Origin of the sequence: Arthrobacter sp. Cr_A7 (genome assembly GCF_029222765.1) — a bacterium.
Taxonomy (GTDB): domain Bacteria; phylum Actinomycetota; class Actinomycetes; order Actinomycetales; family Micrococcaceae; genus Arthrobacter.
Genome location: NZ_JARHXQ010000215.1, coordinates 16,165 through 33,285, shown reverse-complemented (window position 1 = coordinate 33,285; position 17,121 = coordinate 16,165). Strand labels below are relative to the sequence as shown.

Below are 17,121 nucleotides of genomic sequence, written 5' to 3'. Positions count from 1 at the left end.
CGAGTTTTTGCGCGCGGTCCGCAGCATGTCCACAGTGAGGACGATGAGCGCCAGCCACACCACACCGAATCCGATCCACCGGTCCACGGTCATGGCTTCCCGGAACACCAGCAGCGCAACAATGAACTGCAGCACGGGCGCGAAGTACTGCAGGAGCCCGATGGTGGTCATGGGCAGCCGGCGGGCCGAAGCGCCGAAGAAGACCAGCGGGACGGCCGTGATGACCCCGGAGGCCAACAGCAGCCAGAAGTGCCCTGCACCCTGGGTGGTGAGCGTGGCGGAACCCGTGACGGCAAGGAAAACCATGGTGGCCGCCGCGAAGGGTGCCAGCACCATGGTCTCCACGCTGAGGCTTGTGACTGCATCCACCCTGGGACCGACACGTTTCTTGACGAAGCCGTAGAGGCCAAAACTGAAGGCCAGGGTCAGCGCGATCCACGGCAGCTTGCCGTAGGAGTAGGTGAGGACACCCACCGCCACAAAGCCGATCCCGACGGCGGCCCACTGGAGCGGACGCAGCTTTTCCTTGAGGACGAAGACGCCAAGGAGGACGGAAACCAGCGGGTTGATGAAGTAACCCAGCGAGGCTTCCACCGTTTGGTTGGTGGTCACGCCGTAGGTGTACGTCAGCCAGTTGATGGCGATCAGGAACGCGGCCAGGGCCAGGGGGCCGAACACCGAACGGTTCCGGACCGCCGCAACCAGGGCCGGCCAGCCCCGGGTGACAGTGATCAGCAGTGCGCAGAAGAGCAGGGACCACACCACGCGGTTTGCCACGATTTCGATGGCGCCTGCCGGCATGAGGACAAAGAAGTACAGGGGGAGCAGCCCCCACAGTCCGTAAGCCCCGATGCCGAAGAGGATGCCCGCCGTCGTCTCTTTGTCCACTGCCTTGGGGGCGCCGGGCTTCGCGGCACCTGCTGCTCCGCCTCCGTGGGCGCCTTTGGCAGAAGCGGTGCCTGTCATGGCTGCGGTTGGCGGACTGGCGGGGGAGGATCCTTCAGGGGTGGGCACGAAACCCATAACACCAGCACCGGGACAGGTATTCCAAGCTGGCACCGCCGGAAACGCCAAATAGTCAGTAGGCTTGCTTTTATGATGTTTGCCGACCTGCCGAAAGCCGCCCCATGAGGCTCCGGCGCAGCAACGCCTCAGGCCGCGGATACCGCAGGGTGCCCGCCGGCAAGGGCTTCAGCTACCGGGACCTCGATGGCTCCACCCTGCCCCCGGGGCCCGTCAGGGACCGGCTGGAGAGTATTGGTATTCCGCCGGCCTGGACGGACGTGTGGATCGCCCCGTTCGAGAACGGGCACATCCAGGCGACGGGGGTGGATGCGGTGGGCCGGCGCCAGTACATCTACCACCCCGAATGGCGGGAGCGGAAGGACCGGCTCAAGTTTGACCGTTCCCTGCAGCTTGCCGAGTCCCTGCCTTCCGCCCGTCGCCGGGTGACGATGGACCTGCGCAGTGAAGGGTTCACCCGGGAGCGCGTCCTTGCCGGGGCGTTCCGGATGCTGGACAGCGGGTCCCTGCGGGTAGGCTCCGAGCGCTATACCAACGAGAACGGCAGCCGCGGACTGGCCACCCTGCTGTGCGCCCACGTCCAGGTCCGAAAAGACCGCATCCACCTGAGGTTCCCGGCCAAGAGCGGAAAGGACTGGGAATCGGAGATCCGCGACCCCGACCTGGCTGCCCTGCTGCGCCTGCTCAAACGGCGCGGCCCCAACGCCAGGCTCCTTGCGTACAAGGAGGGCGGACGATGGCGCCCGGTCACCAGCGCCGACATCAACGCCTACGTGAAGGAACGGACCGGCTCCGACTTCACGGCGAAGGACTTCCGCACCCTGCGCGGCACCATCGCGGCTGCCGAAAGCCTGGCCCGGACCGGTCCCCAGAGGACTGCCGCCAAACGGAAGAGGGCCATCAGCCGGGCCATGCACGATGCCGCCGATACCCTGGGAAACACACCCTCCATCGCCCGGAAAAGCTATGTGGACCCCCGCGTGCTGGACCACTACCACGCCGGCGAAACCATCGACCCCAAGCGTCTTCAATCGGCGGAGGCGGAGCTTCGTGCGCTGCTCTACCGCGAAGGCAACGTGGTGCCGCTGGCCAAGAGCGGCTGAGGCCTAGAATAAGGGATTGTGCGCTACCCGACTCGGCGCATCCCGATGCATCATGAAAATGGTCAGTTCAGAAGGGCTCCCGGTGTCCAACCCCAGCGAAACAGCTTCCAACCGCCCGCTCCGCGTCGCCATTGTGGGCGCAGGACCGGCGGGGGTCTACGCTGCGGATATCCTCACCAAGTCCCGCGGCGTGAAGGACGGCGACTTCGAGGTCAGCATTGATCTGTTCGAGGCATACCCCGCACCCTACGGCCTGATCCGCTACGGCGTAGCCCCGGACCACCCCCGCATCAAGGGCATCGTCAACGCCCTGCACAAGGTCCTGGACCGCGGCGATATCCGGTTCCTGGGCAATGTGACGTACGGCCGGGACCTCACCCTGCACGATTTCCGGTCCTTTTACGATGCCGTGATTTTCTCCACGGGTGCGGTCAAGGATGCGGACCTGGCCATTCCCGGTATTGAGCTGGCGGGTTCCTTTGGCGGCGCCGACTTTGTGTCCTGGTACGACGGGCACCCCGACGTTGCCCGCGATTGGCCGCTGGAGGCCAGGGAGATCGCGGTGATCGGCAACGGCAACGTGGCCCTGGACGTGGCCCGCATGCTGGTGAAGCACCCGGAGGAACTGCTCAGCACCGAGATCCCGGACAACGTCTACCAGGGCCTGAAGTCCTCGCCCGTCACGGACGTGCATGTGTTTGGCCGCCGCGGCCCGGCCCAGGTGAAGTTCACGCCGCTGGAGCTGCGGGAGCTCAGCCACATGAATGATGTGGACATCGTGCTGTATCCGGAGGATTTCGAGTTCGACGACGCCTCGGATGAAGCCATCCGCACCAACAACCAGATCAAGACCATGGTGAACACCCTGACCAACTGGCTGGTGGAGGAGCACGCAGAATCCGAAAACCCGTCATCCCGGCGCCTGCACCTGCACTTCCTGCACAGCCCCGTGGAAGTGCTCGACGACGGCGCGGGCAAGGTGGGCGGCATCAAGTTTGAGCGCATGCAGCTTGACGGCACCGGCAACGCCAAAGGCACCGGGGAGTACATCGAATACCCGGTCCAGGCCGTGTACCGTGCCATCGGCTACCACGGCTCGGCCCTGGATGAACTGGAGTACGACGCCAAGCGCGGGGTCATCCCCAACGAGGGCGGCCGGGTCCTGGACGCCGAGGGCAACCCGGTTCCGGGCATCTATGCCACCGGCTGGATCAAGCGTGGACCTGTCGGCTTGATCGGCCACACCAAGGGCGACGCGCTGGAAACCATCGGCTTCCTCCTCGAAGACCGGCTCACGCTGCCCCCGGCCCAAAACCCGGATCCGCAGGCCATCATCGACCTGCTGGAAGAGCGCGGCATTGAATACACCACCTGGGAAGGGTGGAACCGGCTCGACGCCTATGAGGCAGGCCTCGGTGCCGCCTGGACCGGGCCCGAGGGCCTGGACCACGTTGTCCGGGAACGGATCAAGGTGGTTCCCCGCGAGGACATGATCCGGATCTCCCGCGGCTAAGGGTTTTTCATGGACACGGGCGCTGCGGGCGGGTGCAGGGTTAGAATGGCGGCCACCCCTTGGCCGGCATGGTGATGCCGTGCCTACAGGCAGCACAGGAGTTCAATGAGGAACCTGATCCAGCCGGAACCGCTGCATACCAGCGCCCTGGCCGCCCACGAACAGCTCGACGGCGGCGCCCTTCCGGATGCCCCCAGCGGCCTGCGCAACCTGATCCGCGAGTCCTGGCAGCGTTCAGTCAGCTTCAAGGCGAATCCGGACAACCCTGCCGCACCGCTGGCGCTGGACCGGGATGAGCTGGAGGACTACCGCAGCCAGCACCCCCTGGCCGCCATCATGCCCGTGATCAACAAACTCCTGGTCCAGCCCAGCCACGACAGCGGACTGTTGGTGGCAGTCGGCGACGAAGTGGGCCGTTTGCTCTGGGTGGAGGGCGACCCCGCATTGCAGCGCCGGGCCGAGGGAATGATGTTCGTCCCCGGCGCCGACTGGTCCGAGGCCACGGTGGGCACCAGTGCTCCGGGAACGGCCCTTGCCCTGGGCCGCGGCATCCAGATCGCCGGTGCCGAGCACTACCAACGCGCCGTGCATGCGTGGAGCTGCACCGCCGTACCCTTCCACGACCCCGATTCCGGTGCGGTCCTCGGCGTCGTGGACATCACGGGCACCGCCACGGCGGTGGCCCCCCACACCCTGTCCCTCGTGGAGGCAACCGTGGCGGCAGCCCAGGCGCAGCTGCGTGTCGAGCGCCTCCAGCTGGCCGCAGGGCTCGCTGGCAGGCCGGTACGACGGCGGGCCGCGTCTTCCGCTGCCCGCGCAGCTGGCGCGGGCGCCAAGGAAGGCAGCCTTTACCGGAACAGCCTGCAGCTGCTGGGCCGCGACCAGGCCCTGCTCAGCCTGGAAGGCAAAACCGTTGCACTGTCCGCCCGGCACAGCGAAATCCTTGCGCTGCTCAGCACCCACCCCGACGGGCTCAGTGCCGAAGAGCTGACCGTCCTGCTGTATCCCGGGGAAGGCTCCGCCATCACGCTCCGGGCGGAGATGGTGCGCCTGCGCAAAGTCCTCCAGCAGCTCAATCCGGATGCCGTCCCGGGATCGCGGCCCTACCGCCTGCCCGTGGATGTGGTGCCGGACAGCGGACAGGTGCTGAGCTGCCTGCAGCGCGGCGCGCACCGCATCGCCCTGGAAATCTACCGAGGCGCCGTCCTGCCGCGGTCCGAGGCGCCCGGCATCGTGGAGCTGCGGGACAGGGTCTCGTCGTTGCTGCGCGAGGCAGTCCTGACCGACGGCAGCGCCGAGTCGCTCCTCAGGTACGCCGAGCTGCCCGAGGCAAGGGACGACGTCGGGGTCCGCCGTGCCGCCCTCCGCCTCCTTCCTGCGCGCTCACCCAAGCGGGCCGCCGTCGTCGCTGACCTGGAACGGCTGGAAGCCGAGCTCCACGCCTAATCCCCACCCGCTCCCTAACCTCGCAAGCTCGGCCAGGGAACCCGGCGGGCGTGGCCCCTGTGCTCAACCAACTGGGCAACGTTGCAACCTCGCTGCAACCTGTCCGCTCCTACGCTTGCTCCAACGGCGAAAGCCTGGGACTGCACAGCAAAGGAGCTAGCAATGACTGTTTACGCACAGCCCGGAACCGAGGGCTCGAAGGTCACCTTCAAGGACCGCTACGAGAACTGGATCGGCGGCGAGTGGGTGGCCCCCGTGAAGGGCCAGTACTTCGAAAACATCACCCCCGTCACGGGCAAGGCCTTCTGCGAGGTGGCCCGCGGCACGGCAGAGGACATCGACCTGGCCCTTGACGCAGCCCACAAGGCGGCGCCGTCCTGGGGCAAGACGTCCGTCGCTGAACGTGCCGCCATCCTGAACAAGATCGCCGACCGCATCGACGAGAACCTGGAGATGCTCGCCGTCGCCGAAACCTGGGACAACGGCAAACCTGTCCGGGAAACCCTCAACGCGGACCTCCCGCTCGCCGCGGACCACTTCCGCTACTTCGCCTCCGCCGTCCGCGCCCAGGAAGGCCGGCTCTCCCAGCTCGACGACGACACCACCGCCTACCACTTCCACGAGCCGCTCGGCGTCGTGGGCCAGATCATCCCCTGGAACTTCCCCATCCTGATGGCCGTCTGGAAGCTCGCACCGGCGCTCGCCGCCGGCAACGCCGTGGTCCTCAAGCCGGCCGAGCAGACGCCGACGTCCATCCTGGTGCTCATCGAGCTCATCGGCGACCTCCTCCCGGCCGGCGTACTCAACATTGTCAACGGGTTCGGCGTCGAGGCCGGCAAGCCCCTGGCGTCCAGCCCCCGCATCCGGAAGATCGCCTTTACCGGCGAGACCACCACCGGCCGCCTGATCAGCCAGTACGCCAGCCAGAACCTCATCCCCGTCACCCTGGAACTGGGCGGCAAGAGCCCCAACATCTTCTTCAACGATGTCGCAGCAGACACCTCTGACGCGTTCTACGACAAAGCACAGGAGGGCTTCGCGCTGTTCGCCTTCAACCAGGGCGAGGTCTGCACCTGCCCGTCCCGCGCCCTCGTGCAGGAAGACATCTACGACTCCTTCATGGCCGACGCCGTGGCCCGCGTAGCGAAAATGGTCCAGGGAAACCCGCTGGACACGGAAACCCAAGTGGGCGCCCAGGCCTCCAACGACCAGCTCGAGAAGATCCTGTCCTACATCGACATCGGAAAGCAGGAGGGCGCCAAGGTCCTCATCGGCGGCGGACGGGCAGAGCTGCCCGGCGACCTGGCCGGCGGCTACTACGTCCAGCCCACCGTTTTCGAGGGGCACAACAAGATGCGGATCTTCCAGGAGGAGATCTTCGGCCCGGTGGTGTCGGTGACAAAGTTCAGCGACTACAACGACGCCATGGGCATCGCCAATGACACCCTGTACGGCCTGGGCGCCGGCGTCTGGTCCCGCAACGGCAACATTGCGTACCGTGCCGGGCGCGAAATCCAGGCAGGCCGCGTCTGGGTCAACAACTACCACGCCTACCCGGCGGGTGCCGCGTTCGGCGGCTACAAGTCCTCAGGCATCGGACGGGAAAACCACTCGATGATGCTGGACCACTACCAGCAGACCAAGAACCTCCTGGTCAGCTACAACGAAAACAAGCTGGGCTTCTTCTAAGCCTTCGCACACCATCGCTACAACGACGCAAGGATTTTCGCCAATGACGACGACAATGCAAGCAGCAGTAGTAAACAGGTTCGGCACGGAGCTCCAGGTCCAGGACCTCCCCATCCCAACCCCCGGCCCGGGGGAAGCCCTGGTCAAGGTGTTCACCACCGGCGTTTGCCACACCGACCTCCACGCCGCCGAGGGCGACTGGCCGGTCAAACCCACACCGCCCTTCGTTCCCGGCCACGAGGGCGTGGGCGAAGTGGTGGCACTGGGCGAGGGCGTCACCGACCTCGCGGTGGGCGACCTGGTGGGCAACGCCTGGCTCTGGTCCGCCTGCGGTGACTGCCAGTACTGCCGCACCGGCTGGGAAACCCTGTGCGAGGTCCAGAAAAACGGCGGCTACAGCGTGGACGGGTCCTTCGGCGAGTACATGCTCGTCGATACCCGCTTTGCCGCCCGCATTCCGGCGGGATCCGACCCCGTCGAGGTGGCGCCGGTGCTCTGTGCCGGCGTCACCGTCTACAAGGGCCTGAAGATGACCGAAGCCAAGCCGGGCCAGTGGGTCACCATCTCGGGTATCGGCGGGCTGGGGCACATCGCCGTGCAGTACGCCGTGGCCATGGGGCTGAGGGTCGCGGCCGTGGACATTGCCGACGACAAGCTCGCCCTGGCCAAGGCGCACGGTGCGGAACTGACCGTCAACGCCCTGCACGAAGACCCTGTGGAAGTGATCCAGCGTGAAACCGGAGGTTGCCATGGAGTCTTGGTCACCGCAGTGCACCCGTCAGCTTTTGGACAGGCGATCGGCATGGCCCGCCGTGGCGGGACGATTGTGTTCAATGGGCTGCCGCCGGGCGACTTTCCGGCGCCGATCTTCGAGATTGTGCTCAAGGGCCTGACCGTCCGCGGCTCGATCGTGGGCACGCGCCAGGACCTGGAGGAGGCGCTGGACTTCTACGCCCAGGGGAAAATCCACCCGACGGTATCCGTGCGGGAGCTTTCGGAGGTCAACGCCGTGTTCGACGAGATGAAGCACGCCAAGATCGACGGCCGCGTGGTCCTGAGGTTCTGATGGCCCTGGACAGCCTCGATGCTGCAGTGACGCTGCCCGGGGAGGACTTTTCCCGGGTGGCGCTCACGCCGCCGGCCGTGGAGTTGCTGCGCTCGCTGTGGGTCCGGCACGGGCCGCTGATGTTCCACCAGTCCGGCGGCTGCTGCGACGGATCCTCGCCCATGTGCTATCCGGTGGGGGACTTCCTGACCGGTGATTCGGACGTCCTCCTGGGGTTGTTCGATCTCTCGGATGGGCCGGAACCGCAACCGCTGGAGTTCTGGATGTCCCGGGAGCAGTTCAACTATTGGAGCCACACCCACCTGACCGTTGATGTGGTTCCCGGGCGGGGGAGCGGCTTTTCGGTGGAAGCGCCGGAGGGCAAGCGCTTCCTGATCCGGTCCACCCTGATGGATTGGCCGGCCTAACCCGTTCGGATAAGTAGCCCTTGGGGCCCTCCATTCGGAGGGCCTCAAGCGCTTGATGCAGAATAAAGTTTGGCAGAAGTGCTGTCTCACCATTCGGAACAATTGGGGCCGTCCAGTGGATGGACACTATCGTGGATAGGTCCGTTTCCTTCACAAATCAGGATTGTGATCCCCAATGAACCTTCTCCGGACCAAATCCATCGAGCAGTCGATTGCTGACGCCGATGAACCCGGACGCAAGCTCAAGCGCTCCCTCAGCACCTGGGACCTCATGATCATGGGCGTCGCCGTTGCTGTCGGCGCCGGCATCTTTTCCGTGGGTGCCAAGGCTGCCGCCAACTTCTCCGGCCCGGCCGTGACCCTGTCCTTTGCCATCGCCGCCATCACCTGCGCCCTGGCCATCATGTGCTACGCCGAGTTCGCCACCGCCATCCCGGTGGCCGGCTCCGCCTACGTCTTCACCTACGCCACCATGGGTGAGCTCCTTGCCTGGATCATCGGCTGGAACTTGATCCTGGAGCTCTTCACCGCCGCGGCCGTCATCGCCAAGTACTGGGGCATCTACCTCAGCAAGGTCTTCGCGCTGATGGGCGCGGACATTCCGCCGGCCGTCTCGCTGGGCGGCGTTGACCTCTACTGGGGCGCGTTCCTGATTGTTGCCGTCTTCACCGTGCTGCTGGTGCTCGGCACCAAACTGTCCGCCCGGGTAGGCAACATCTTCACCCTGATCAAGATCGGCGTTGTCCTCTTTGTGATCGTGGTGGGCTTCACCTACGTCAAGTTCGAAAACTACGCGCCGTTCATCCCCGCAGCCGAGCCCACCGGCGGCACCGGCGCCGCTGACGTCCTGAAGCAGTCCTTCTTCGGCTTCCTCACCGGCGCGGCCCCCGCCCAGTACGGCACCCTGGGCATCTTCGCAGGTGCCGCGCTGGTGTTCTTCGCCTTCATCGGCTTCGACGTGGTCGCCACCTCCGCGGAGGAAGTGAAGAACCCGCAGAAGACCCTTCCGCGCGGCATCTTCGGCGGCCTCGCCCTGGTCACCCTGCTGTACATCCTGGTTTCGCTGGCCCTCACCGGCATGGTGTCCTACACCCAGCTGGCCGAGGCCGAGAACCCGACACTCACCACGGCCTTCGAAGCCGTCGGCGACACGTCCGCCGCGAAGATTATCGCGTTCGGCTCCCTGGTGGGCCTGACCACCGTGATCATGGTCCTGCTGATGGGCCTGTCCCGCGTGGTCCTGGCCATGAGCCGCGACGGCCTCCTGCCCCGGGCACTGTCCAAGACCAGCGAGAAGCGTTCGACGCCGGTCCGCCTCCAGATCATCTGCGGCGCCGCGGTAGCTCTCGTGGCAGGCCTGACCAACGTGGACCTGCTCGAGGAAATGATCAACATCGGCACGCTGTCCGCCTTCGTTGTGGTCAGCCTGGGCATTCTGGTGCTGCGCAAGAAGCGCCCGGACCTGAAGCCCGCCTTCCGCGTCCCGTTCGGCAAGGTCCTGCCGGTTGTGTCCGCCCTGCTGTGCCTCTACCTGATGACCAACCTGGCCGTGGAGACCTGGATCTTCTTTGCCATCTGGCTGATCATCGGCCTGGCGATCTACTTCGCTTACGGCCAGCGCCACTCGCGCCTGAACGAGCGCTTCAGCGCTGCCAGCACCGCGGTCAACGGCCCTGCTGCGGGCGGTTCAACCGCTGCCGCCTCCGAGCGCGACGACGAGGACGAGTTCACCCGCGCCTGACCGTCGCGTTCCGGCCGCAGACGTTGTTGCCTGGCGTCGAAGCCGCCCGCTGGTTCCCGGACCGGCGGGCGGTTTCGTTGTTCCTGGTACTGCATATTATGGCCGGCGATCCGCTTTTGGAGTTCTAATGAACCAGAGGCCTCCCGGCCGCGGGGGCTGGTCACAGGGAAGGCAGGCAGCATGCAGTTGTCCATTGAAGAGATAGCCCGCGCGTTTTCGAGCCACAGATTTGAGGTGGCCTTCCCGTACCTCCTCGACGACGTCGTATGGGAAGTGGTGGGAGGTGAGGATCTGACCGGCAAGAAGGCCGTTACGGAAGCATGCACTGCCCTTGGCGAAGAACTTACGGACGTTGATACCACGTTCGACCGGCTCCGGGCAGTTGTTGCCGCCGAATGCGTGGTTATCGACAGCATTGCCCGGTACCTCGCCCAGGACGGCAGCCTCAGTACAGTGGCGTCCTGCGATATCTACGACTTCTCCGACGGACTGATCACCCGGATATGCTCCTACAATGTGGAGCTGCAGCCGGTGTAGGGGCGCAATCCACCGCTGGGTTATCCCTAGGATGGATTCATGGCACGACCCACACGACCCGAACGAAAAGCCGAGCTGTTGGGCGCCATCCTGGATTACCTGATGGATAAGACGCTGGCGGAGCTGACGTTCCGCAGCCTTGCGGAGGGGCTGGGCATGAGCGCCTACGTGCTGGTGTACCACTTCGGCAGCCGCGACCAGCTGATCAATGACATTGTGGTCTCGATCGAATCCCGGCTGGACCGCATGCGAAACACCGATGTCCGCGACATCGACCGCGCCGCCTGGCGGGAGTTCCTGCTGGATTCCTGGCAGTGGACCATGGCTCAGCGGAACCGGCACCTGACGCGGCTGGAATTCGAGGCCACTGCCCAGGACATTGTCGCCGCCGAGCCGCGCGGAACGTCCCAGGAGCATTTCCGGATGCTTCACCACAAGACCCGCGACTGGCTGATGGTCCAGGGGATCCCGGAAGCACATGCGGATACCGACGCACGGCTTTTCACCTCCACCTTCTACGGGCTGCAGTTCGACTTCGTGGTCATGAATGAACCGGAGGCGGCCACCAAAGCCTTCGAACTGATGCTGACCGTGTTCTTCAACAACCTCGAAACCCGCCTGGCCGCCGTCCAGGACGCCTGAATACCAGGCAGCCCGGTCCGGCCTGCTGCCGGCAGTATCATGGGGCTGCGTGCCGGGTGACCCAGTCCACCAGCGGGCGCAGCTCCTCCCAAAGCCTGGCGATTTCCGGGACAGCGGCGGGGCTCTCCAGCCATTCGGGCTGGCCCAGATCAACGCTTGCCGCCAGCGATTTGTGTTTGAGGAGTTCGGCCCGCGGATGGTCGCTGGCGTAGCCGCGCGGCACGGTCTTGAGCTTCTCGCCCTCCACGGCAAACCCGGCGGCAGTCACGGCCTCCACAATATGCCGCAGCGACTCCCCGGTGCCCGAGGCGTCAACCGAGTTCCGGTACCTTGCCAGCTGTGCCGGCGAATGGGAGTGGTAGCCTCCGCCCACCAGCAGGCCCTCCGCGCTGATCTGAAGGTAGTACCCCACGCCCTCCTGGCTTGAGGCAAACGCGCCCTGTGCGGTCTTGTAAGGGGACTTGTCGAGTGAAAAGCGGATATCCCTGTTGGGGCGGAAGATTTTTCCTGGCCCGAACCGGGGTTCGAGCTCTTCGAGGAGCGACGCGAGCGGATCCCGGACCAGCGACTGGTAGCTGTCCTTATGCTCCAGCCACCACTCCCGGTTGTTGTTGTCCTGCAGCTCGGCATAGAACCCGAAAGCACCGGAGGGTATGCCCTGGAAAGTTGTCATACAGCGATCCTAGGGAGCGCGCTTGGCCGCGGCTACGGCGTAGTCGGCTATGTGGAAAGCGCAAAAAACCACCCCGCCACGGCAGCCGTGGCGGGGTGGTTTCAGGTGCAAACCCGGGCGGAATCAGCCGATCTTGTTGGCTGCCTCAGCGTCGGAGAGGGGTGCTGCGCCGAGGTTGGCGCGGAGCTTGGCGCCGAGTTCGGCGTCAACGTTGGTCCAGTACTGGATGGCGCGTTCCTTGATGTCGGAGCGCATGACGCCGCCCACGGCACCGGTGATGGTGTCCAGGAAGCGGGCCTTGGCTGCGTCGTCGTAGACCTCGCGGTACAGCGTGCCGGCCTGGACGAAGTCGCTGTCCTCGGCGTGGAGGGAGTGCGCGGCGAGGGTCAGTTCGCCGTCGTTCTCCCAGCCGCCGGCCGGGTTCTGCGGCTCAAGGGCAGCCGGGCCGCCGAAGGTGTTCGGGGCGTAGACCGGAACCGAGGGGGCGTTGAACAGGTAACGTCCGGCGCCGTCCTGGCTGTAGTTGTTGACCTGGTTCTTGGGCTGGTTCACCGGGATCTGGGCGTGGTTGGTGCCCACGCGGTAGCGGTGCGCGTCGGCGTAGGAGAAGATGCGGGCCTGCAGCATCTTGTCCGGGGACGCGGCGATGCCGGGCACGAAGTTCGACGGCGCGAAGGTGGCCTGCTCGATCTGCGCGAAGTAGTTCTCCGGGTTCCGGTTCAGCTCCATGGTGCCCACCTTGATCAGCGGGTAGTCAGCGTGCGGCCACACCTTGGTGAGGTCGAACGGGTTGAAGCGGTAGGTCTTGGCGTCCTCGTAGGGCATGACCTGGACGTGCAGGTCCCAGGACGGGAAGTTGCCGGCTTCGATGTTTTCGGACAGGTCGCGGATGTAGAAGTCCGCGTCCGAGCCGGCCAGGGCTTCGGCCTGCTCGCCGGTCATGGAGTTCACGCCCTGGTTGGACTTGAAGTGGTACTTGACCCAGAAGCGTTCGCCTGCGGCGTTGATCCACTGGTAGGTGTGCGAGCCGTAGCCCTGCATTTCACGCCAGGAGGCGGGCAGGCCGCGGTCACCCATCAGCCAGGTGACCTGGTGTGCGGACTCGGGGGACAGGGTCCAGAAGTCCCACTGCATGTCGGCGTCGCGCAGGTGGGTGCCCGGGAGGCGCTTCTGGGAGTGGATGAAGTCCGGGAACTTGATGCCGTCGCGGATGAAGAAGACGGGGGTGTTGTTGCCCACGAGGTCGTAGTTGCCCTCGGAGGTGTAGAACTTCACGGCGAAACCGCGGGGGTCGCGCCAGGTGTCCGGGGAGCCGTTCTCGCCGGCGACGGAGGAGAAGCGGATGAGCATCTCGGTCTCGACGCCGGGCTGCAGGAAGGCTGCCTTGGTGTAGGCCGAGATGTCCTCGGTGGTCTTGAACGTGCCGAATGCGCCGCCGCCCTTGGCGTGCACTACGCGCTCCGGAACCCGCTCGCGGTTGAACTGGGCGAGCTTTTCCACCAGGTAGTGGTCGGTCAGGATGATGGCACCGTCGGCACCAACTGACTTCGAGTGGGCGTCGGACGTGACGGGGGCACCTGACTGGGTTGTCGAAATGGCAGTCATTGTTCTCCTATTTCTCTATTTCTTGCGAGGGGCGATTGGAAGGAAGTTGTTGGGACTGCTGGCAGTCCTGGCAGATGCCCTGGTACATGACATCGGCGATCTGGATGGTCATCGGCTTGGCGTTCTCATCCCAGTGGGGCGTGAGGCAGGGGGCATGGCCCACCGCGCAGTCCACGTCCTCCACCCGGCCGCAGCTGATGCAGATGGCGTGGTGGTGGTTGTCGCCCACCCGGGTTTCGTACAGGGCCGGGGAGTGCGGCGGCTCGAACCTGCGCAGCATGTGTAGGTCCGTCAGGTCGCCCAGCACCACGTACACGGACTGGGCCGTCAGCTCGGGCAGCTCGGCGCGCGCCGCAGCAAGGATGCTTTCCGCGGGGGAGTGGGGGTGGCGTTCCACGGCGGCCAGCACGGCGAGCCGCTGCTTGGTCACCCGGCGGCCGTGAGCGCGCAGGGCACCAGCCCAGTCCTCGTGGCCGCCTGTGTGCTCCGTCATGGCTCCATTGAAGCACTTATTATGAATATCTCACAATAAGGGTTGGCTAACCTCGGAATTTCCCGCCAGTAAACGCCGTAATGGAACCGTGTTGCATGGAAAGCCGTTCCCATAGTGAGCAAGGAGGAGACGTGCACAAGCACTACAACGGACTGAAGACAGCGGCGCTGTTCGGCGTTTTGTGGGCGGTCCTGCTGGGGCTGGGCGCATTGATAGGTGCAGGCACGCGCAGCTCCGCGCCCATCTGGATCATGGCGCTGGTCGGCGTGGCCACCACCGCCTACGGCTACTGGAACAGTGACAAGATCGCCATCCGGTCCATGCAGGCCTATCCCGTCACAGAGGCCCAGGCGCCGCAGCTGTACCAAATAGTCCGGGAGCTGTCGGTCCGCGTCAACCAGCCCATGCCGCGGATCTACCTTTCACCCACCATGAACCCGAACGCCTTCGCCACAGGGCGCAATCCCCGCAACGCCGCCGTCTGCTGCACGGAGGGGATCCTGCAGCTCCTGAACGCGCGGGAGCTGCGCGGCGTGCTGGGCCACGAGCTCATGCACGTCTACAACCGGGACATCCTCACCTCGTCGGTGGCGGCCGCCGTCGCCGGCGTCATCACCTCGGTGGGCCAGATGCTGCTGTTCTTCGGTGGCAGCGACCGCCGAAACACCAACCCGCTCGCCATGCTGGCCATGGCCCTGCTGGCACCCTTCGCGGCGTCCCTGATCCAGATGGCGATTTCCCGCACCAGGGAGTACGACGCCGACGAGGACGGCTCGCAGCTGACCGGAGATCCGCTGGCGCTTGCCTCAGCCCTGGCCAAGATCGAGCGCGGCGTGGGTATCGCGCCGCTGCCGCAGGACCAGCGGCTGGTCAACGCGTCCCACCTGATGATCGCCAACCCGTTCCGCGGCGGCGCGATGAACAAGCTGTTCGCCACGCATCCGCCCATGCGGGACAGGATCGCCCGCCTTGAGCGCATGGCCGGCGGGCCACTGCGATAGGCGCGTGCCGCCGTCGTGCCTTAAGCGCCAGTGAGGCCCGGCGTGGTGCGGAGACTCTTATTCGACATGCAAAGAGGCCGGCGCCACCGATATTCCGGGTGCGCCGGCCTCTTTGTGCAGCGGCAGTTTTTTTGCGCCTCGAAGGACGACGGCGCCGTGCCGTTAGCTGCGGAAGTTCACGAACTGCAGGTCGGCTTCCTCGAAGTCCTTCAGTAGCGCCATGGTGGCCTGCAGGTCATCGCGGGACTTGGACGTCACCCGCAGCTCGTCGCCCTGGATCTGGGACTTCACGGACTTGGGGGCTTCGTCGCGGATGAGCTTGTTGATTTTTTTGGCCAGGTCCTGGGCGATGCCCTCCTTGATGGAGGCTTCCAGCCGGAATTCCTTGCCGGAGGCGTAGGGCTCCCCGGTGTCCAGGGACTTCAGCGAGATGCCCCGGCGGATCAGCTTGGACTGCAGGACGTCCAGGACGGCCAGGACGCGTTCCTCGGAGTTGGCCTTCATCAGGATCTTTTCGCCGCTGAAGTCCACCTCGGCGCCTACGCCCTTGAAGTCGTAGCGCTGCGCCAGTTCCTTCTGCGCCTGGTTCAGTGCGTTGGCCACTTCCTGCTTGTCTACTTTGCTTACGACGTCGAACGTTGACTCGCCTGCCATGACTCTCCTTCGCTGGTGGGAGCCCTGTGCGCGGACAGGGCATGGATCACTGCGTTCAAGCCTAATACGGATGCCCACCCGGTGGAGTGGAGGAATTCACAGTTCCCTCTCAGCGGACGCACGGAGGGAACGAAGGAGTGCTGGGGAGAGTTGTACGTGTTGGATTGTTGCTCGAAGGGAACGCCATGCACCGCAAAGCCGTCAGTTATGTCTCGAAAACCACCACCGCTGCGGCCGGGGCGGTGGCAACGGCGGCAACATCGGTGGCCGCAGCCGCAGTTGCTGCCTCCATCATTTTCAGTCCCGTGGCGGACGCGTCCTCCCGCTTGGAAGGTGTGCACGCAGACCTGCTCCGGGCCGTCCAGTTGAACCAAATCACCGAGGAACAGGCCCTGAGGTTCGAGGCGAAGCTGGCCGGGAGGATTTTGAGCGAGGCCTGACGGGCTACATTTACGCGTGATTCCGGGGATTTTGCTCCCGCCCGGGACTCGATTCGATTCTTCGGCGGAAGTTCTGTAAAGTTGTCTTGCCCGCGGTTACTGGAAGCGGAACGGCCCGGAAACGGACGTTCCAAAGACTGCAGCCGAGGGTAGCTTCTTGTGAAGTTCGGCAGATTACCCGAGCGGCCAAAGGGGGCTGACTGTAAATCAGCTGGCAACGCCTACGGGGGTTCGAATCCCTCATCTGCCACCCAAGGAAAGCCTCCGGAACCTGATGGTTCCGGAGGTTTTTTCGTATCCCGGCATTGTTGCCGGCCGGGCCGCCCCGCTTCATTGGCTACCCCCGGCTCCGTGGCCAGCCAACAGTCAGTTTTCCCTGCCTGATGGACTATTCCCCGCGGCGTTTCAGGGGGAGTAGTCCATCAGGCGGGGAGAATTCTCAGGGGGACATGGGGCGCCGAAATCGCCGTCGACACCATACCGGCCCGGGCGTAGTCTGGCAGTTATCGGCGCACGCGCCCCGATGCCCTGCGTCGATACATCCATCGATAAAGGAGGATTCAATGAGTGCTGTACGTGAATTCATGACCACGGATGCACGATGTATTAAGGAAAACCAGTCCCTGGTGGATGCAGCCCGGATGATGATGGACCTGGACTGCGGATCACTGCCGATCTGTGGTGATGACGGCAAGTTGAAGGGCATGATCACCGACCGCGACATCGTTCTCAAGTGCGTTGCCGCCGGCCGCGATCCCGGCCAGATGATGGCCCGGGACCTCGCCGCCGGGCGCCCCCACTGGATTGATGCCGACGCCAACGTGGACGCTGCCATCGAGATGATGGAAAAGCACCAGGTCCGGCGGCTTCCCGTGATCGCCGACCACAAGCTGGTGGGCATCATCAGCCAGGGTGACATCGCACGCAACTACTCGGAGCAGCGTGTGGGCGAACTGGTGGAGCATATTTCAGAACGCCATCGGGTGTAGCGCCACTACGGCAGCGCAACCACGTGGCCTTGTCCGCGGATCCCGTCCTACCAGGTTCGGACCCGCGGACAAGCTTTAACACCCCGCAAGCAGGCGGGG

Annotated in this window: 17 protein-coding genes and 1 tRNA gene; 13 read left to right on the top strand and 5 right to left on the bottom strand. The window is 65.0% G+C overall.

What is annotated here, in order from left to right:
* The coding region (rarD, locus tag P2Q66_RS12795; protein ID WP_275728567.1) for an EamA family transporter RarD at positions 1-1,023 on the bottom strand (1,023 nt) is incomplete at its 3' end.
* 104 nt (positions 1,024-1,127) lie between these two features.
* Here rarD and P2Q66_RS12790 point away from each other — a divergent pair.
* The 9 genes from P2Q66_RS12790 (at position 1,128) to P2Q66_RS12750 (ending at position 11,167) form a co-directional block, all read left to right on the top strand.
* Positions 1,128-2,126: a DNA topoisomerase IB gene (locus tag P2Q66_RS12790; RefSeq protein WP_275728565.1), complete on the top strand. Its 999-nt coding sequence runs from the start codon at positions 1,128-1,130 to the stop codon at positions 2,124-2,126.
* An 82-nt stretch (positions 2,127-2,208) separates the two neighbouring features.
* On the top strand, positions 2,209-3,639 hold the full coding sequence (locus P2Q66_RS12785; RefSeq protein WP_275728572.1) for an FAD-dependent oxidoreductase: 1,431 nt from the start codon (positions 2,209-2,211) through the stop codon (positions 3,637-3,639).
* A 105-nt stretch (positions 3,640-3,744) separates the two neighbouring features.
* Entirely contained in the window at positions 3,745-5,085 is a 1,341-nt protein-coding gene (locus P2Q66_RS12780; protein ID WP_275728563.1) for a helix-turn-helix domain-containing protein, read from the top strand.
* Between the two features lie 162 nt (positions 5,086-5,247).
* Positions 5,248-6,774 (top strand): aldehyde dehydrogenase family protein, encoded by a 1,527-nt coding sequence (locus P2Q66_RS12775; protein ID WP_079596722.1) that lies wholly within the window; start codon positions 5,248-5,250, stop codon positions 6,772-6,774.
* Positions 6,775-6,817: 43 nt separating this feature from the next.
* Entirely contained in the window at positions 6,818-7,840 is a 1,023-nt protein-coding gene (gene adhP, locus P2Q66_RS12770; protein ID WP_181884892.1) for an alcohol dehydrogenase AdhP, read from the top strand.
* Entirely contained in the window at positions 7,840-8,247 is a 408-nt protein-coding gene (locus tag P2Q66_RS12765; protein WP_079596559.1) for a DUF779 domain-containing protein, read from the top strand. The genes adhP and P2Q66_RS12765 overlap by 1 nt, the downstream gene beginning before the upstream one ends.
* 175 nt (positions 8,248-8,422) lie before the next feature.
* Positions 8,423-9,988 (top strand): amino acid permease, encoded by a 1,566-nt coding sequence (locus P2Q66_RS12760; RefSeq protein WP_115526326.1) that lies wholly within the window; start codon positions 8,423-8,425, stop codon positions 9,986-9,988.
* Between the two features lie 180 nt (positions 9,989-10,168).
* A complete protein-coding gene (locus P2Q66_RS12755; protein ID WP_275728559.1) occupies positions 10,169-10,525 on the top strand; it encodes a nuclear transport factor 2 family protein in 357 nt (118 codons plus the stop codon).
* Between the two features lie 39 nt (positions 10,526-10,564).
* Positions 10,565-11,167 carry a TetR/AcrR family transcriptional regulator gene (locus P2Q66_RS12750; RefSeq protein WP_275728558.1) on the top strand — a complete coding sequence of 201 codons (603 nt, stop codon included), beginning with the start codon at positions 10,565-10,567 and terminating at the stop codon, positions 11,165-11,167.
* 37 nt (positions 11,168-11,204) lie between these two features.
* Here P2Q66_RS12750 and P2Q66_RS12745 read toward each other — a convergent pair whose 3' ends face one another.
* The 3 genes from P2Q66_RS12745 to P2Q66_RS12735 form a co-directional block, all read right to left on the bottom strand.
* Positions 11,205-11,840 (bottom strand): DUF2461 domain-containing protein, encoded by a 636-nt coding sequence (locus P2Q66_RS12745; RefSeq protein ID WP_275728556.1) that lies wholly within the window; start codon positions 11,838-11,840, stop codon positions 11,205-11,207.
* A gap of 123 nt (positions 11,841-11,963) precedes the next feature.
* On the bottom strand, positions 11,964-13,445 hold the full coding sequence (locus P2Q66_RS12740) for a catalase (protein ID WP_275728555.1): 1,482 nt from the start codon (positions 13,443-13,445) through the stop codon (positions 11,964-11,966).
* A gap of 7 nt (positions 13,446-13,452) precedes the next feature.
* Complete coding sequence (locus tag P2Q66_RS12735) at positions 13,453-13,938, bottom strand: Fur family transcriptional regulator (protein ID WP_079596564.1); 486 nt, start codon at positions 13,936-13,938, stop codon at positions 13,453-13,455.
* A gap of 131 nt (positions 13,939-14,069) precedes the next feature.
* Here P2Q66_RS12735 and htpX point away from each other — a divergent pair, with 131 nt between their 5' ends.
* The gene (htpX, locus tag P2Q66_RS12730; RefSeq protein ID WP_275728553.1) at positions 14,070-14,939 is read left to right on the top strand and encodes a zinc metalloprotease HtpX; all 870 of its coding nucleotides are present in this window, start codon (positions 14,070-14,072) and stop codon (positions 14,937-14,939) included.
* A gap of 162 nt (positions 14,940-15,101) precedes the next feature.
* Here the strand turns inward: htpX and P2Q66_RS12725 are convergent, their stop codons facing one another.
* Positions 15,102-15,593: a YajQ family cyclic di-GMP-binding protein gene (locus P2Q66_RS12725; RefSeq protein WP_079596566.1), complete on the bottom strand. Its 492-nt coding sequence runs from the start codon at positions 15,591-15,593 to the stop codon at positions 15,102-15,104.
* Positions 15,594-15,778: 185 nt separating this feature from the next.
* Between P2Q66_RS12725 and P2Q66_RS12720 the strand changes: the two genes are divergently transcribed.
* The 3 genes from P2Q66_RS12720 (at position 15,779) to P2Q66_RS12710 (ending at position 17,022) form a co-directional block, all read left to right on the top strand.
* A complete protein-coding gene (locus P2Q66_RS12720) occupies positions 15,779-16,033 on the top strand; it encodes a hypothetical protein (RefSeq protein ID WP_079596723.1) in 255 nt (84 codons plus the stop codon).
* Between the two features lie 168 nt (positions 16,034-16,201).
* Positions 16,202-16,283, top strand: a tRNA-Tyr gene (locus P2Q66_RS12715).
* Between the two features lie 313 nt (positions 16,284-16,596).
* Positions 16,597-17,022: a CBS domain-containing protein gene (locus tag P2Q66_RS12710; RefSeq protein WP_079596567.1), complete on the top strand. Its 426-nt coding sequence runs from the start codon at positions 16,597-16,599 to the stop codon at positions 17,020-17,022.
* Positions 17,023-17,121 lie beyond the last annotated feature (99 nt).

What these genes read in the sequence shown, in the direction of transcription:
- P2Q66_RS12790 (WP_275728565.1), top strand. Translation starts at nt 1,128, where the DNA reads ATGAGGCTCCGGCGCAGCAACGCCTCAGGCCGCGGATACCGCAGGGTG.
- P2Q66_RS12780 (WP_275728563.1), top strand. Translation starts at nt 3,745, where the DNA reads ATGAGGAACCTGATCCAGCCGGAACCGCTGCATACCAGCGCCCTGGCC.
- P2Q66_RS12775 (WP_079596722.1), top strand. Translation starts at nt 5,248, where the DNA reads ATGACTGTTTACGCACAGCCCGGAACCGAGGGCTCGAAGGTCACCTTC.
- adhP (WP_181884892.1), top strand. Translation starts at nt 6,818, where the DNA reads ATGACGACGACAATGCAAGCAGCAGTAGTAAACAGGTTCGGCACGGAG.
- P2Q66_RS12765 (WP_079596559.1), top strand. Translation starts at nt 7,840, where the DNA reads ATGGCCCTGGACAGCCTCGATGCTGCAGTGACGCTGCCCGGGGAGGAC.
- P2Q66_RS12760 (WP_115526326.1), top strand. Translation starts at nt 8,423, where the DNA reads ATGAACCTTCTCCGGACCAAATCCATCGAGCAGTCGATTGCTGACGCC.
- P2Q66_RS12755 (WP_275728559.1), top strand. Translation starts at nt 10,169, where the DNA reads ATGCAGTTGTCCATTGAAGAGATAGCCCGCGCGTTTTCGAGCCACAGA.
- P2Q66_RS12750 (WP_275728558.1), top strand. Translation starts at nt 10,565, where the DNA reads ATGGCACGACCCACACGACCCGAACGAAAAGCCGAGCTGTTGGGCGCC.
- P2Q66_RS12745 (WP_275728556.1), bottom strand. Translation starts at nt 11,840, where the DNA reads ATGACAACTTTCCAGGGCATACCCTCCGGTGCTTTCGGGTTCTATGCC.
- P2Q66_RS12740 (WP_275728555.1), bottom strand. Translation starts at nt 13,445, where the DNA reads ATGACTGCCATTTCGACAACCCAGTCAGGTGCCCCCGTCACGTCCGAC.
- P2Q66_RS12735 (WP_079596564.1), bottom strand. Translation starts at nt 13,938, where the DNA reads ATGACGGAGCACACAGGCGGCCACGAGGACTGGGCTGGTGCCCTGCGC.
- P2Q66_RS12725 (WP_079596566.1), bottom strand. Translation starts at nt 15,593, where the DNA reads ATGGCAGGCGAGTCAACGTTCGACGTCGTAAGCAAAGTAGACAAGCAG.
- P2Q66_RS12720 (WP_079596723.1), top strand. Translation starts at nt 15,779, where the DNA reads ATGCACCGCAAAGCCGTCAGTTATGTCTCGAAAACCACCACCGCTGCG.
- P2Q66_RS12710 (WP_079596567.1), top strand. Translation starts at nt 16,597, where the DNA reads ATGAGTGCTGTACGTGAATTCATGACCACGGATGCACGATGTATTAAG.